We start from the raw sequence: 15,841 nt of genomic DNA on the forward strand, positions 1-15,841 counted from the left end.
AATATGTGCCCCAATGGGTGCCGGATGTGGCGGTACGTCAGGGGCAGGAGTGTTGCCACATATGGACAATGATCAGGAACTGGCCGTTAACGAAGATGCAGTGGCGGAGGCTGCTGCACCGAAAAGGGCTCCACGCGCGCGGCGCAAAGCCGCTCCCGCAACCGGCGACGTGACGGAAGCCACTGCTCCGGAGGCGGCAGTGTCCGCCGGGGCAGATGGCACCGAGCCTGCTTCCGGGGCTCCGGGCCGCCGCACCCGGGCGCGGAAGAAGGTGGAGGCTGCCGAGCCGCTGCCGGCCTTCGCTGACGAAGCCAACACCGCCGCCGTCGATGACGCTGTTGAGACTTCCGCCGGGGCGTCCGCCGCTGTGGCGGACAGCCCCGCCGCGGCTCCTGTTGCCGCCGCAGCGTCCGACGCCGAAACAAAGCCCGTGCGCCGCCGTCGGGTAGCCACCCGCAAGACTTCGTCCCCCGCCGTCACCGGGCCGGCCGCCGCCAGCGAGGCCATGGGTGAGGGGCCAACAGCGCCGGATGCCGGGGGTCAGCCATCGGCGCAGGCGCCGGCCACAGAGCAGGTAGCCGCGCAAGAGCCCGCCCCTGCGCTGGAACCCGCTGCGCTGGAACCCGCTGCCCAGGAACCCACTGCACAGGAATTCGCCGCACCGGCCGTGGAACCCTCCCCGGAACCTGCCGTGAAGCCGGCGCAGGAGCCGGCCAACGCGCAGGCCGGGGTACCGGCGCAGGAAGCCACGGCAGCAGGGAAGGACGGCGAACCTGCTGCCGCCGCGGCCGCAAGCCCCTTCGGTTCCCTCTTCCTGGAGCCTGCGTCCCCCACGTCAGTGCTCTTCCAGGCCCCGGACCTCAGCACTGTGGTCCGCCCCGTCGCCCCTGTCGCCGAGGAGCCTGAGGAGGAAGAAACCGAAGACACCGACGATTCCGCCAGCCGCCGCCGGCGCCGCAGCCGGGGCCGCAGGGGCCGTAGCCGGATCGGTGACAAGGCCGAAGAGGACAACGAGGACGGCAGCACAGAAGCTGACGCCGAGGACGAGGGCGACGAGGAAAGCGCGGGCCAACTGGAGGACGGCGTCACTTCCCGCCGCCGCCGGCGCCGCCGCCGCGGAGACCAGGACCTCGAGCTCACGGGCGGCGGGGATGATGATCCGCCCAACACTGTGACCAGAGTCCGTGCGCCGCGTGCCGTCAGTGAAGCACCCGTGAGTAACCGGGTGACCAGCGTGAAGGGCTCCACCCGGCTGGAGGCCAAGAAGCAGCGCCGCCGCGAATCCCGTGACACCGGCCGCCGCCGCACCGTGATCACCGAGGCCGAGTTCCTGGCGCGCCGCGAGTCCGTTGACCGGCAGATGATCGTGCGCCAGCGCGACGACAGAATCCAGATCGGCGTCCTTGAAGACGGCGTGCTGGCTGAACACTTTGTCTCCAAGACGCAGCAGGATTCCCTGATCGGCAATGTCTACCTGGGCAAGGTCCAGAACGTGCTGCCGTCCATGGAAGCGGCCTTCGTGGACATCGGGCGCGGCCGCAACGCCGTCCTGTACGCCGGCGAGGTCAACTGGGAAGCCGTGAACCTCGAGGGCAAGCAGCGCCGCATCGAAAACGCGCTCAAGTCCGGGGACACCGTCCTGGTCCAGGTCACCAAGGATCCCGTGGGCCACAAGGGCGCCCGCCTCACCAGCCAGATCTCGCTGCCTGGCCGCTACCTGGTGTACGTGCCTGGCGGCTCCATGACCGGCATCTCACGCAAGCTGCCCGACGTCGAACGCAACCGCCTCAAGCGCATCCTCAAGGACCGCCTGCCGGAGCAGGCAGGCGTCATCGTGCGCACGGCGGCCGAAGGAGCGTCCGAGGAGGAGCTGACCCACGACATCAACCGGCTCCGGGCCCAGTGGGAAGGCATCGAAAGCCAGTCCGCCTCCACCAAGATCCTGGCTCCCGAACTGCTCTACGGCGAACCGGACCTGACCATCAAGGTGGTCCGTGACGTCTTCAACGAGGACTTCTCCAAGCTCATCGTCTCCGGCGAGGAAGCCTGGGACACCATCGAGGCCTACGTCACCTACGTGGCTCCGGACCTGGTGGGACGCCTCGAAAAGTGGACCAAGGACCAGGACATCTTCGCTGCCTGGCGGATTGATGAGCAGATCCACAAGGCCCTCGAACGCAAAGTCTTCCTGCCCTCCGGCGGCTCCCTGGTGATCGACCGCACCGAGGCCATGACCGTGGTGGACGTCAACACCGGCAAGTTCACCGGCAGCGGCGGCAACCTCGAAGAAACCGTCACGAAGAACAACCTCGAAGCGGCCGAGGAAGTGGTGCGCCAGCTGCGGCTGCGCGACATCGGCGGCATCATCGTGATCGACTTCATCGACATGGTCCTGGAATCGAACCGCGACCTCGTCCTGCGCCGCATGGTCGAGTGCCTGGGCCGCGACCGGACCAAGCACCAGGTTGCCGAAGTGACCTCCCTGGGCCTGGTCCAGATGACCCGCAAGCGCATGGGCACCGGGCTGCTGGAAGTCTTCGGTGAGCAGTGCGAGGCCTGCGCCGGCCGCGGCGTGGTGACCCACGACGATCCCGTGGAGCACCGCCGTGCCAACATCGTGGCCGCAGAGCACCACGTCCAGCGCAGCGACAACCGGCCCGAAGCCCGCGGGGAAGCCCACCGCGCCGAAGGCCAGCGGACCGACAACACCCAGCCCGGCGCGCGGCCGGAGCGCAAGCGGCGGCGCGGACGCGGCGGCCAGCAGCCCGAAGCCGTTCCGGCGCCTGCCGTCCAGGTCCACACCGTCCAGCCGGACCCGTTGGACGCTGAGCGGCACGCCAAGGCAGAAGCCACCCGGCTTGCCCTGGCAAATATCGCCGCTGCTGCGCACGCCGCCCACCTGCACGACGACGAGGTGGCAGCCACCCGGCAGGTACCGTCCGCCCCGCCCGCGGCGGCTCCGGCAGAGGAGAAGCACGACGCCGACGCCCCCACGCGTCCCGCGGCCGTCCTGACGTTCGGCGGCGAGGAAGTCCCGCTTCCGTTCGTGGAGCACGCTGAGGAGCAGCAGCCCAAGCCCGCGCTCACCCTGGACCGGCTTGCTGAAGCGTTTGCACACCTTGGCCAGCCGGCGGCGTCAGTGGCGGACGCCCCGGCCAAAGAAGCGGCTACCCAACAGCCCGCGGAACAGGCAACGCCGGCACAGCCCGCGCCTGAACCGGGGACTGACAACGGGGGAGCGGAAGCCCGCCCCGCAGTGGAAGTTCGCCCTGCAGTGGAAGTTCCGGCCGAAAAGGACTACTCAGACCACACGCTGGAGCAGTCCCGGCAGCGCAGGCCGCGGCGCCACCGCGGTGCCAGCCGTGCACAGGGTGCCGCTAACGAAACCGTTGTCCAGCACCACGAGAACGTCCAGGCAACCGCCGTAGGCCATTCGCACGCAGCCAAGGCCCCGGCAGCGGACAAGGCCCAGGCGGCGGAACCGGCCAAGACGGCAGAGGAACCCATCATCCTCGGCGTCGGCGTGCCGGCTTCGGAGCTGTAAGCCGAAGGTCCAGGCCGGGCAGCAGCACGAAACATCCAGGAGTCCCCGTTGTGTGGACAATTCCCCCGCGAGTTACAGGGAGAATTGTCCACACGGCGGGGATTTCTGCGTGCGGGCCAATGTCCTTTGCGGCAGGGGCTGTCACCTTTCCTCCGGTTGCGCCCCAGCAGCTAGGCTGGAATCCGACACGGGGTGCCGCGCAGAAGGCCGGCTGAGATCCACACCCGTTGAACCTGTCCGGCTAGTACCGGCGAAGGGATGTCTCTTGTCTTCCACCCTTTCCATGCCCCTGCCAGCTGCATCCGATGCACCCACCGCGCTTCCCGCGGGCCGTGACGTTCCGCGGGTGCTCTCCATCGCAGGTTCTGACCCGTCCGGCGGGGCGGGCATCCAGGCAGACCTCAAGAGCATCGCCGCCCACGGCGGATACGGCATGGCCGCCATCACTGCCCTCACGGCACAGAACACCCTGGGTGTGCACGCCGTGCACGTCCCGCCGGCCGCGTTCCTCGCCCAGCAGCTGGATGCGGTCAGCGATGACATCAGCATCGACGCCGTCAAGATCGGCATGCTGGGTGATGAGGCCGTGATCCGCACCGTGGGCGCGTGGCTCGACAAGGTGCGCCCCGCCGTCGTGGTTCTCGATCCGGTAATGGTCGCCACCAGTGGTGACCGGTTGCTGCAGGAATCGGCTGAAGCCGCACTCAGGGAACTGCTTCCCCTTGCCCACCTCATCACCCCCAACCTGCCCGAGCTTGCCATGCTGGTAGGCGCGGCCCCGGCAGAGAGCTGGGACGAGGCGCTGGCCCAGGGGAGGCGCCTGGCAGACGCCACCGGAGCCACTGTGCTGGTTAAGGGCGGGCACCTGGCAGGTGCGGACTGCCCGGACGCCCTGGTCGACACTTCGGGCCTGCTGGGGGAGGAAGTGGTGGAAGTCCAGGGCAAGCGGATCGCCACCCGCAACAGCCACGGCACCGGCTGCTCCCTTTCCTCTGCCATGGCGACGGTGCAGGCACGCCTGGGCGACTGGGAGGCATCGCTGCGCATGGTCAAACCCTGGCTGGCGGGCGCACTCGAGAACTCGGGCCAGCTGGATGTGGGCCAGGGCAACGGACCGGTGCACCACTTCCACCATGTGCGGCCGGAACTGCGGGAAGGCGGATTCGCCGCCCGGTTGTGGGCGGAAGCCCAACAGGACCTCGAGGACATCTACGCGCTGGACTTCGTCCGGGGCCTGGCCTCGGGGGACCTGGCCGAGAAGGACTTCGCCTACTACCTGGCCCAGGACGCCCTGTACCTCAACGGGTACTCCCGCGTCCTGGCCCGTACCAGCGCCCTGGCCCCATCTGAGGCTGAACAGCTGTTCTGGGCAGGATCGGCCCAGCACTGCCTTGAAGTGGAATCGGAACTCCACCGCGCCTGGCTCAGCACCCGTCCCCTCCAGGGCGGACTGGGCCCCGTCACGAAGGCCTACGTGGACCACCTCACCGCAGCGTCGGCGTCGGGCAGCTACGCCGTCCTCGCCGCGGCCGTCCTGCCCTGCTTCTGGCTCTATGCGGAGGTGGGGGAGAAGCTGCATGCCCAGTTCCTGGCGTCCGGTGAGCCGGACGGGCACGCGTACGCGGCCTGGCTCCGCACCTATGCGGACGAGGGCTTTGCCGAAGCGACCCGCAAGGCCATCGCCATCGTGGACGCAGCAGGGCGCAAAGCAACGGACCATGAACGGGCGGCGATGGTGACGGCGTTCAAGCAGTCCTGCCGCCTGGAAGCCGAGTTCTTCGACGCGCCGAGGCACCACTCCTGACTGCTGCCGGCAGCACCGCGGCTATGATGGAAGGACACGGTTGCGGTGCTGCCCGCCGGGTTTGTGGTTACTACCACAGCCGGGCCGCCGGAACCAGCCTCATTTGCGGCCGGAGACGGATTTAGCGTATTCTTGATCTTCGGTGCTTACGCCAACACTTGGGTTATGACCCCACGGCGTTGAGGCACAGCGGGAACCCAGGCTTTTAGCATGTAGGTTCCGCACGCAAATTTTGTAATAAACGTCGAGAGAAGTGAGTTCCCAAGTGGTGTACGCGATTGTCCGCGCAGGCGGCCGCCAAGAGAAGGTTTCCGTCGGAGACTTCGTTACCCTCAACCGCGTCGCCGGTGGAGCCGGCAGCACCATCGAGCTGCCCGCACTGCTCCTGGTTGACGGTGACAAGGTCACCTCCGCCGCCGCTGACCTGGCCAAGGTAACTGTTACGGCTGAAATCCTCCAGGACCTGCGTGGTCCTAAGATTGTCATCCAGAAGTACAAGAACAAGACCGGCTACAAGAAGCGCCAGGGTCACCGCCAGGAACTGACCAAGGTCAAGATCACCGGTATCCAGTAGCCACCGGTTACTGTTCAGGTATTTCAACAGATTCCCCAGAATTTAAAGGCAGGCAATTCAGATGGCACATAAAAAGGGCGCGAGCTCCACTCGCAACGGCCGCGATTCCAACGCTCAGTACCTCGGCGTCAAGCGCTTCGGCGGCCAGGTAGTCTCCGCAGGCGAGATCATCGTCCGCCAGCGTGGCACCCACTTCCACCCGGGCGCCGGCGTTGGCCGTGGCGGCGACGACACCCTGTTCGCACTGACCCCGGGCGCCGTTGAATTCGGCACCCGCCGCGGTCGTCGCGTAGTCAACATCGTTGCTGCTGCAGCTGCAGAGTAACAACCAGTTCTGAAGCGGTGGAGCGGGCCTGACGGTCCGCTCCACTGTTCTTTTAACCGCACTACAATCGATGTGGCGTCCCGGACGCCAGGTAAACAGCATTTGAGGAGATCCACGTGGCCAGCTTTGTAGACCGGGTAGTCCTGCACGTATCCGGCGGATCGGGCGGCCACGGATGCGTATCCGTCCACCGCGAGAAGTTCAAGCCGCTGGGCGGGCCCGACGGCGGCAACGGCGGCAACGGCGGCGACGTGATCCTGCGCGTTGATCACCAGACCACCACGCTCCTTGATTACCACCACGCACCGCACCGCCACGCCAGCAACGGCGGACCCGGAATGGGCGACTGGCGCGGCGGCAAGAACGGCGAGACCCTCATCCTGCCCGTGCCGGACGGTACCGTCGTCAAGACCAAGGACGGCACCGTTCTCGCCGATCTCGTTGGCGAAGGCACCGAGTACGTGGCGGCCGCGGGTGGCATCGGTGGACTGGGCAACGCCGCCCTCTCTTCGCAGAAACGCCGCGCACCCGGGTTCGCGCTGCTGGGCCTCGAGGGCGACTCACGCGACGTCGTGCTGGAACTGAAGTCCATCGCGGATATCGCGCTGGTGGGCTTCCCGTCGGCCGGCAAGTCCAGCCTCATCGCCGCGATGTCTGCGGCCCGTCCCAAGATCGCGGACTACCCGTTCACCACGCTGGTCCCCAACCTGGGCGTGGTGCAGGCCGGGGACGTCCGTTTCACCATCGCCGACGTTCCCGGGCTCATCGAGGGCGCCAGCGAGGGACGCGGCCTGGGCCACAACTTCCTGCGCCACGTTGAGCGCTGCGCGGCCCTGGTCCATGTCCTTGACTGCGGCACCCTGGAATCGGACCGCGATCCGCTCTCCGACCTTGCCATCATCGAGGGCGAGCTGGAGAAGTACGCCGTGGACATGAGCTACGCAGGCCAGGACGGCGAAGTGGTTCCCCTGAACCACCGCCCCCGGCTGGTCGCACTGAACAAGGTGGACCTTCCGGACGGCAAGGACATGGCAGAGTTCGTGCGCCCGGAACTCGAATCACGCGGCTACCGGGTCTTCGAGGTATCGGCCACCAGCCACGAGGGCCTCCGCCAGCTCGGCTTCGCCATGGCGGAAATCGTCAAAGCCGCCCGCGATGCGATAGCCGCCGCCCCGCCCAAGGTGCAGCCAGCCGTGCTGCGGCCGCGTGCGGTCAACGAGACCGGGTTCAAGATCCGGCGCGAGGAAAAGAACCTGGAGCCGCTGTTCCGCGTCCTGGGCGAAAAGCCGGAGCGCTGGGTCAAGCAGACCGACTTCACCAACGAGGAAGCCATCGGCTATCTGGCGGACCGGCTCGCCAAGCTGGGGGTGGAGACCGAGCTCTTCAAACAGGGCGCCAAGCCGGGGGACACCGTGGTCATCGGCGGGGACGACGGCGTTGTCTTCGACTGGGAGCCCACCATGATGGCAGGGGCCGAACTCCTGGCCTCGCCGCGCGGCACTGATCCCCGGTTCGCCGATATCGGCGACCGCCCCACCCGCAGCCAGAAGCGGGACGAGCAGCAGGAGCGCCGGGATGCCAAGGCTGCTGCGCGTGCCGAACTCGAGGCTGAGCGGCGTGCAGGTATCTGGACCGAATCCGTCAGTGGCCGCCGTGCTGTCCAGCCACATAAGGAAAGCGCACTGGAAGCGGACGATGACCTCTAAGGGCATGACCACGGAGTCGGCCCGGATTGGGGACCGGACCGCGCTTTCGGGTGCACGGCGCATCGTGGTGAAGGTGGGCTCGTCCTCGCTGACCAGCATCAAGGGCGGCATCTCGGAAGAGTCGCTCACTGCCCTCGCCGACGCGTTGGCGGCCAAGCGCAACGCCGGCGCCGAGATCATCCTGGTGTCCTCCGGCGCCATTGCAGCCGGGCTGGCCCCGCTGGGACTGGCCAAGCGGCCCCGTGACCTCGCCACCCAGCAGGCCGCCGCCAGCGTGGGCCAGGGCCTCCTGATGGCGCGCTACACCCAGGCCTTCGGCGCCCATGGTGTCACGGTCAGCCAGGTCCTGCTCACGGCCGAGGACCTGATGCGGCGCAGCCAGCACACCAACGCGCTGCGAGCCATGGACCGGCTGCTGAACCTGGGGGTGGTCCCCGTGGTCAACGAAAACGACACCGTAGCCACCCACGAAATCCGCTTCGGCGACAACGACCGGCTCGCCGCCCTGGTGGCGCACCTGGTACGCGCCGACGCGCTTGTGCTGCTCTCCGACGTCGACTCCCTCTACGACGGGCCGCCGGCCCAGGGTGCCAAGCGGATTCCCCTGGTCACCGGGGCGCACGACCTCGAAGGCGTCTCCATCGGCAAAGCAGGCAAAGCCGGGGTGGGCACCGGGGGAATGATGACCAAGGTCGAAGCTGCCAGCATGGCCGCAGGCTCCGGCATCCACGCGCTGGTGACCTCCACGCCCAACGCCGCCGCCGCCCTGAACGGCGAGGATGTGGGGACCTGGTTCTCCGTCAACGGCTCCCGCAAACCCGTCCGCCTCCTGTGGCTCGCCCACGTCGCCCCGGTGCAGGGCCGCCTGGTCCTGGACGAAGGCGCCGTGCGCGCCGTGCGGCACCATCACACCTCCCTGCTGCCGGCAGGCATTTCCGCCGTGCACGGGGATTTTGAAGCCGGCGACGCCGTGGAGCTGGCAGGTGCCGACGGCACCATTGTTGCCCGCGGCCTGGTCAACTACTCATCCCAGGAGCTGCCCCACATGCTGGGCCGGTCCACCCGGGAGTTGGGTGCGGAACTGGGCACCGGCTATGACCGCGAAGTTGTTCATGTTGACGACCTGGTGCTGGTCTAGGCTTCCGGCTCGCCTAAACTTGGAGCATGACTGAAGCCCTGATCCATACTGCTGAAAATTCCGGAACCACCGCTGCGCAGGCGCAGCCGGCTCCGTCGGCAGAACCGGCATCAGCGGCGGGCACGCTTTCCCCTGCGGACGTGGAAACTGCCGTCCACGCCATTGCTGACCGCTCCCGCCACGCCGCCCGCCGGCTCTCCACCGCCAACCGGGCCTGGAAAGACCGGGGCCTTCGCGCCGTCGGAGCCGCCCTGCAGGAAAACGTCCAGGCCATCCTCGCCGCCAACGCCATGGATGTGCAGCGGGGCAGGGACAACGGAACCTCCAAGGCTCTCCTGGACCGGCTCACGCTCACCGAAACCCGGGTTGCCGGGCTGGTGGCGGCCCTCGAAAACCTGGCCAACCTTCCTGATCCCGTGGGCAATGTGGTCCGCGGCCAGACCCTCCCCAACGGCCTGCGCCTCCGCCAGGTAAACGTGCCCATGGGCGTGGTGGCTGCCATCTACGAAGCAAGGCCCAATGTCACCGTGGACATCGCGGGACTGGCCCTCAAGAGCGGCAACGCCGTCATCCTGCGCGGCGGCAGTGCAGCGGAAGCTACCAACCAGGTCCTGGTGCGGGTGCTTCGCGAAGCCCTCGAATCCGTCGGCCTGCCCGCCGACGCTGTGCAGACCGTGGACCAGTTCGGCCGCGCCGGCGCGAACGTGCTGATGAAGGCCCGGGGCCGGGTGGACGTGCTGATTCCGCGCGGCGGCCGGGACCTGATCCAGACCGTGGTGACCAATGCCGCCGTGCCGGTCATCGAGACGGGGGAGGGAAACGTCCACATCTTCATCGACGAGTCCGCCGAGGAAAACATGGCCGTCGAGATCCTGCTCAACGCCAAGACCCAGCGGCCCAGCGTCTGCAACACGGTGGAGACACTGCTGGTCCACTCCGGCGCAACCGTGCTGCCCGCCGTCGCCGCCGCGCTACGCGACGCCGGCGTCCGCCTCCACGTGGACGAACGCATCAAGGCGGCGCTGCCCGGCGTCGAGACCGAAGCGGCGACGGACGCGGACTGGGCCACCGAGTACATGGATCTGGACTTGGCAGTGGCCATGGTGGACAGCATGGATGAAGCCATCCAGCACATCCGGACCTGGTCCACGGGACACACCGAGGCGATCCTCACCAACCACCTCGCCAACGCCGAACGGTTCATCGCGGAGGTGGATTCGGCAGCGGTGATCGTCAACGCTTCCACCCGCTTTACCGACGGCGGCGAGCTGGGCCTGGGTGCCGAGGTGGGCATCTCCACCCAGAAACTGCACGCCCGCGGCCCCATGGGCCTGACCGAGCTCACCACCACCAAGTGGATCGTCCAGGGCGAAGGCCAGGTCCGCGGGTAGCAACGCGGTAACATAGACCAGAACCCGGAAAGCAGCGGAAGGTTCCGCTGCCTGAAAATCCTTGAACATAGGGGAGAAAATGCTGCTCCAGCAGATTGCCACGTCCGTCGCCGCCGCAGGTGAAGAAGGCCATGAGGAGCTTGCGCCGCTGTGGGCGGAGCCGTGGGTCTTCGGCGTATCCATGTTCGGCATCCTGGTGGTCCTGATGTGCATCGCTTGGTCCTACAACAACCTCGGCAAACGGCACGCGGCCACCGACGAGCACGCGGATCCGCACCGGCAGCACCCCAACAAGCACGATCGCGGGCAGGGCCACTAAGATTTCCCACAACCTGCACCGCAATGGTGCCCGGGGGAGGCTGCGGCTGGGCGTGATGGGCGGGACATTCGATCCCATCCACCACGGCCACCTTGTGGCGGCCAGCGAAGTCGCGGCGGAGTTCGACCTTGACGAGGTGGTCTTCGTTCCTACCGGGCAGCCATGGCAAAAGTCCCATGAACAGGTCAGCGAGCCTGAACACCGCTACCTGATGACCGTGATCGCCACGGCTTCCAACCCGCGGTTCACTGTCAGCCGGGTCGACGTGGACCGCCCGGGTCCCACCTACACCATTGACACCCTGCGCGACCTTCGGGCGCAGCGGCCGGATGCCGATCTCTTCTTCATTACCGGCGCTGACGCCTTGGCGCAGATCCTGTCTTGGAAAGACATTGACGAACTGTGGTCGCTGGCCCACTTCGTTGGCGTAACGCGGCCCGGACACGTCCTTGATGGCATGGGCCGTGAGGACGTCAGCCTCCTGGAGGTTCCGGCGATGGCCATCTCCTCAACCGACTGCCGTGCCCGCGTGGCCGCAAACAACCCGGTCTGGTACCTGGTTCCGGACGGGGTGGTGCAGTACATCGCCAAGTACGGCCTGTATTCCGACGTGCCCGCAGGCGCCGAGGAACCAACTTCCGAAGCACGCGAACCAGCCAGTACTGAATGAGTTCTCAATGAGTCAGGAACAGCAACCTATCCGCAGCCGCCGGGAACTCCGGAAGGCCAGGGAAGCCGAACAGGCCACCCCGCCTTCGACGGAGCAACGCCCGCCTGCCGCCGGCCGGCCTGCTGACCGCGCGCCCGCACCGGCAATCCGCGCCCAGCCGGCGCCGGACCAGCCCTCCACCCAGCGCTCTTCCCAGATCCGGGCCCGTGACCGGGCCGCACTGCGCACCATCAAGGAGCTCGAGGAAAAGGAAGGACAGCTCTCCGCCGGGGGGCCGCCCACCAGGCGCCAGCTGCGTTTGCAGCAGCTCAAAGAGCAGACGTTGACGGCCGTGAACCCGGTTGTTCCTCCCGCCGCTGTTCCGGCCCCTGGGGCTCCCTCGGATGCCGGGAAGGGCAGCGGGGCAGCAGTCGCCAAGCCTGAGGCCTCCAAGCAGCCTTCCGGAAGTACTCCGGACGGCATGACTGTTGAACAGGCGCTGGAAGCGCGGGCGCTCATCGCCGCGCAGGCCCGGAACCAGATCGCCAAGATGGAGCACATCGCCTCCACGGATCCGGAGGCTGTGGATCCGGAGATCCTCGCCGAGCAGATCGCACTCGCCGAGCGGGCTGCTGTCCTGAACCGCCGGGCCATGGCCCGGCAGAAGCTTGCCGAACAGGCGGGCAGCCCCGCCGTCCAGCCGAGGCCTTCCGCGCCCGCGGACAACCCGGCGACGGCGGACAAACCCGGCCCGTCCACTGCCAACAACCTGGCAATGGTGACGCCGCTGGAGTTCGTCCAAGTGCCCGGCGTCGATCGTCCAGTGATGAAGCCCCCGGCAACCTCCCACGTTCCGTTGACCACCAGGCCCGGCACCAAGGTTTCCCCCGGCTCAAATGTCGGGCCCGGCGGAAAGCGCAAACCGGTCCGTCCCAAGGCGCCTGCGGCGGACTCCGCCACCGGCCGGTCCCAAGTGATCGCCCGTGCGGAAGCTGCCGCGAACGCCGCCGGCCGCCCGAACCCCCCGCGTCCGGAGAGCCGGCCGGAGCCACAGTCGGAAGACTTCGTCAATGATTTGCCCCGCGTCCCTGCGCGCTCCGCCTACGGCCTCGATCCACTGGATGCAGCCACTGCGGGTCTGACCAGGGCCCGGCGGAACCGCATCCTCCAGTTCTGCATCCTCGCGTTCGGGATCCTGGCCCTCGTTGCCGGCATCATCCTGATCGTCAGCGGCATGTCCCGCTGACCCGCCGGCCGGCACCAACACTTAACACAATCAAGGAGTCCCGTGACTGCAACAGAATCGTCCATTGCCATTGCCCGTACGGCAGCGAAGGCAGCCGCAGACAAAATTGCGCAAGATATTGTCGCCATGGATGTCAGCGAACGACTGGCCCTGGCTGACGTTTTCCTCATCGCATCCGCGCCCAGCGAACGGCAGGTCAACGCCATCGTGGACGGCATTGAGGAAGAACTGGCGAAGCAGGATCTGCGTCCGGTCCGCCGTGAGGGCCGTTCCGGCGGGCGATGGGTCCTGCTGGACTACGCCGACGTCGTCATCCACGTCCAGCACGAGGAAGACCGCGTGTTCTACGCGCTGGAGCGTCTCTGGAAGGACTGCCCGGTGGTGGACCTGCAGCTCGGTGATGACGCGTCCGCCAAAGCCGGCGCCGCATCCGAGGGCGAGTAGGCCGCGCCGTCAGGCGAATATTCCCGATTTGGAATTTTCGGAATTGCTGTTCTAAGATATTTGAGTTGCTTCGGGGGAGACCCTGAACCAAGCTTGTTTGGAGCAGCAACAATCCGGGGCTGTGGCGCAGCTGGTAGCGCACCTGCATGGCATGCAGGGGGTCAGGGGTTCGAGTCCCCTCAGCTCCACCGGGAAGTCCGCCGGAACCTTTGGTTCCGGCGGACTTTTTTGTTTTCCACGTCCCGTCGCCAAGCCGGGAGGAGGCCGGTTCCGGGCTGTTGCCGGCCGATTGGCATCCAGCGGAAAAGTGCATTACTCTGGTCAGGTTGCTCCGGGGAATTCGACCGGGAAATACAAAAGTACGGGGCTGTGGCGCAGCTGGTAGCGCACCTGCATGGCATGCAGGGGGTCAGGGGTTCGAGTCCCCTCAGCTCCACTGATACAGGAAAAGGGAACCATCACTTAGGTGTTGGTTCCCTTTTTTGTTGCCACCGGCAACCGATACTGGGCCGAGGCTCTTCCGGCGCAGGTCAAAGCGCGGTACAACAGTGATTGAGGGCACATCGTCCCGCCTCCGGACAGCTTTCATCCAAAGCGGCGGCCGCGGGACAGGCTGACGAGGAGGTCACAGATGTCCCACGCAGATGGTTCCGGCTACAGCCCGAACGGTGAAGCTTTTCCTGAAGGATCGCGCCTGACGCGTGATACCGCCATCCGCGGCCCGGCCAGGCCCGGTCCCTATATCGGCGCCGGCATCCTGCTGGCCGCCGCCATCCTTTTCCCGCTGATGCCGCAGCTTTACTCCTTTGACGCGCCGCGGCTTGCCGGGCTGCCGTTCTTCTACTGGTACCAGCTGCTGTGGGTGCCGATTTCGGCCATCCTGACCGGCAGCGCGTATTGGCTGGTCACCAAGGAAGACCGACGACGGCGGGCAGAGGTCCGTGCCGGCGGCGCGCCGCAGGAAGGGGCTGCTTCCGCCGGGGCCGGGGTGGAAGGGGACCGGCCATGAACGGGCGCGAGATCAACTGGACGGCGCTGGTCATCGTCGTGCTGCTCTTCGTCGTCGTGGCCGTGATGGGCTTCCTCGCCGCACGATGGCGCCGCAGCAGTGAGGTGGAGGGACTGCACAGCCTGGACGAGTGGGGCCTGGGCGGCCGAGGCTTCGGCACCTGGATCACCTGGTTCCTGCTGGGCGGGGACCTATACACCGCGTATACGTTCGTGGCAGTGCCGGCGGCGATGTGGGCTACGGGTGCGGTCAGCGGCTTCTTTGCCGTCCCGTACACCATCGTCCTGTATCCCATCATCTTCATCATCATGAGCCGGCTGTGGTCGGTGTCCCACCGCCACGGCTACGTCACGTCCGCAGACTTCGTCGGCGGACGCTACGGCAGCCGCTGGCTCTCGCTTGCCATTGCCGTCACGGGCATCGTGGCCACCATGCCCTACATCGCGCTGCAGCTGGTGGGCATCAAGGCCGTGCTCACCGTGCTTGGCCTGGGCAGTTCCGACAACGTCCTGCTGACTGACCTGCCGCTGATTCTCGCGTTCGTGGTCCTTGCTGCCTACACCTACACATCAGGCCTGCGGGCGCCGGCCATGATCGCGGTGGTCAAGGATCTGCTGATCTACCTCGCCGTGATCGTTGCCGTTATCTACCTGCCCATCAAATTCGGTGGCTGGGACACCATCTTTGGCTCGGCGCAGTCCAAACTGGGCACGGTGAACCAGGCCACGGGCAAGCCGGCAGGCGTCTTCATTCCGGGAGCTGCCAACTACTCCGCGTACTGGTCGCTGGCCCTGGGCTCGGCCATGGCACTGTTCATGTACCCGCACTCGGTGACCGCGGTACTCGCGTCGAAGGCCCGCAATACCATCCGGCGCAACGCGGCCATCCTGCCGCTGTATTCGCTGATGCTTGGGTTCCTTGCGCTGCTGGGTTTCGTGGCCATCCAGGCCGGCACCAAGCCCATAGACCTGGACGGGTCGGTCAATCCACAGTTGGTGGTTCCACAGCTGTTCCTTGACCACTTCCCGGCCTGGTTTGCCGGAATCGCACTCGCCGCCATTGCTATCGGGGCCCTGGTGCCGGCAGCAATCATGTCCATCGCGGCCGCCAACATGTTCACCCGCAACATCTACCGCGACTTCATCCGGCCCGACGTCGACCCCAAGACCGAGGCCAAAGTGTCCAAGATCGTCTCGCTGGTGGTCAAGGTGGGCGCCCTGGTCTTCGTGATCGCCATGGACCAGTCCGCAGCCATCAACATGCAGTTGCTGGGCGGCATCTGGATCCTGCAGACCTTCCCGGCCGTGGTCGCGGGCCTCTACACCCGGTGGTTCGACCGCTGGGCCCTGCTGATCGGCTGGGCAGCGGGCATTATCTTCGGAACCGTCTCCGCCTACAACGTGGTCAACCCGGTGACCAAGGCGCACTTCGGCGGCTCGGTGGCGCCCATCCCAGGCACGGACTTCAGCGTCTACATCGCGGTGTCCGCCTTCGCGCTGAACCTGGTTGTCGCTGCGGTGCTAACCCTGGTGCTGCGGGCCTTGAAGGTCAGGACCGGGGAGGACCTCACCCGGCCCACCGACTACGAGGCCGACGAAACGGACCCCAAGGTGGTGCAGATCGAGAAGATCCAGCATTTCACCCAGCCGGGCGGCCCCTCCCCGGTGGCCTGATGGCCCAGGTGCCCGCCCG

13 protein-coding genes, 2 tRNA genes and 1 riboswitch are annotated in these 15,841 nt (G+C 66.9%); all 15 genes read left to right on the forward strand.

Annotated features, from left to right (window positions below):
• The first annotated feature begins 61 nt into the window (after window positions 1-61).
• The 15 genes from QF031_RS08010 (at window position 62) to mctP (ending at window position 15,822) form a co-directional block, all read left to right on the forward strand.
• Window positions 62-3,544, forward strand: coding sequence for an Rne/Rng family ribonuclease (locus QF031_RS08010; protein ID WP_307426339.1), 3,483 nt, complete (start codon window positions 62-64; stop codon window positions 3,542-3,544).
• A gap of 178 nt (window positions 3,545-3,722) precedes the next feature.
• A riboswitch (TPP riboswitch) is annotated at window positions 3,723-3,820 on the forward strand.
• Between the two features lie 7 nt (window positions 3,821-3,827).
• Window positions 3,828-5,348 carry a bifunctional hydroxymethylpyrimidine kinase/phosphomethylpyrimidine kinase gene (thiD, locus tag QF031_RS08015; protein ID WP_307433228.1) on the forward strand — a complete coding sequence of 507 codons (1,521 nt, stop codon included), beginning with the start codon at window positions 3,828-3,830 and terminating at the stop codon, window positions 5,346-5,348.
• Between the two features lie 265 nt (window positions 5,349-5,613).
• On the forward strand, window positions 5,614-5,922 hold the full coding sequence (gene rplU, locus QF031_RS08020; protein ID WP_307433231.1) for a 50S ribosomal protein L21: 309 nt from the start codon (window positions 5,614-5,616) through the stop codon (window positions 5,920-5,922).
• A gap of 61 nt (window positions 5,923-5,983) precedes the next feature.
• Complete coding sequence (gene rpmA / locus QF031_RS08025; protein WP_009372867.1) at window positions 5,984-6,247, forward strand: 50S ribosomal protein L27; 264 nt, start codon at window positions 5,984-5,986, stop codon at window positions 6,245-6,247.
• Between the two features lie 116 nt (window positions 6,248-6,363).
• On the forward strand, window positions 6,364-7,953 hold the full coding sequence (obgE, locus tag QF031_RS08030; protein WP_307426342.1) for a GTPase ObgE: 1,590 nt from the start codon (window positions 6,364-6,366) through the stop codon (window positions 7,951-7,953).
• Window positions 7,943-9,091 carry a glutamate 5-kinase gene (proB, locus tag QF031_RS08035; protein WP_307426345.1) on the forward strand — a complete coding sequence of 383 codons (1,149 nt, stop codon included), beginning with the start codon at window positions 7,943-7,945 and terminating at the stop codon, window positions 9,089-9,091. Before obgE ends, proB begins: the two co-directional genes overlap by 11 nt.
• Before the next feature lie 26 nt (window positions 9,092-9,117).
• Window positions 9,118-10,482, forward strand: a complete 1,365-nt coding sequence (locus QF031_RS08040; protein ID WP_307426348.1) for a glutamate-5-semialdehyde dehydrogenase — start codon at window positions 9,118-9,120, stop codon at window positions 10,480-10,482.
• A gap of 79 nt (window positions 10,483-10,561) precedes the next feature.
• Window positions 10,562-10,801, forward strand: a complete 240-nt coding sequence (locus QF031_RS08045) for a hypothetical protein (protein WP_307426351.1) — start codon at window positions 10,562-10,564, stop codon at window positions 10,799-10,801.
• Window positions 10,802-10,856: 55 nt separating this feature from the next.
• Window positions 10,857-11,471 (forward strand): nicotinate-nucleotide adenylyltransferase, encoded by a 615-nt coding sequence (nadD, locus tag QF031_RS08050; protein WP_307426354.1) that lies wholly within the window; start codon window positions 10,857-10,859, stop codon window positions 11,469-11,471.
• 7 nt (window positions 11,472-11,478) lie between these two features.
• Window positions 11,479-12,696 (forward strand): hypothetical protein, encoded by a 1,218-nt coding sequence (locus QF031_RS08055; protein ID WP_307426357.1) that lies wholly within the window; start codon window positions 11,479-11,481, stop codon window positions 12,694-12,696.
• Between the two features lie 42 nt (window positions 12,697-12,738).
• Window positions 12,739-13,140, forward strand: coding sequence for a ribosome silencing factor (gene rsfS / locus QF031_RS08060; protein WP_307426360.1), 402 nt, complete (start codon window positions 12,739-12,741; stop codon window positions 13,138-13,140).
• A 115-nt stretch (window positions 13,141-13,255) separates the two neighbouring features.
• A tRNA-Ala gene (locus QF031_RS08065) sits at window positions 13,256-13,328 on the forward strand.
• A gap of 175 nt (window positions 13,329-13,503) precedes the next feature.
• Window positions 13,504-13,576 (forward strand) — tRNA-Ala (locus tag QF031_RS08070).
• Window positions 13,577-13,771: 195 nt separating this feature from the next.
• Window positions 13,772-14,149: a DUF3311 domain-containing protein gene (locus tag QF031_RS08075; RefSeq protein WP_307426364.1), complete on the forward strand. Its 378-nt coding sequence runs from the start codon at window positions 13,772-13,774 to the stop codon at window positions 14,147-14,149.
• Window positions 14,146-15,822, forward strand: a complete 1,677-nt coding sequence (gene mctP, locus QF031_RS08080) for a monocarboxylate uptake permease MctP (protein ID WP_307426367.1) — start codon at window positions 14,146-14,148, stop codon at window positions 15,820-15,822. The genes QF031_RS08075 and mctP overlap by 4 nt, the downstream gene beginning before the upstream one ends.
• Window positions 15,823-15,841: the final 19 nt, after the last annotated feature.

The sequence above is a fragment of the Pseudarthrobacter defluvii genome (genome assembly GCF_030816725.1).
In the GTDB taxonomy this organism is placed as follows: domain Bacteria; phylum Actinomycetota; class Actinomycetes; order Actinomycetales; family Micrococcaceae; genus Arthrobacter; species Arthrobacter defluvii_A.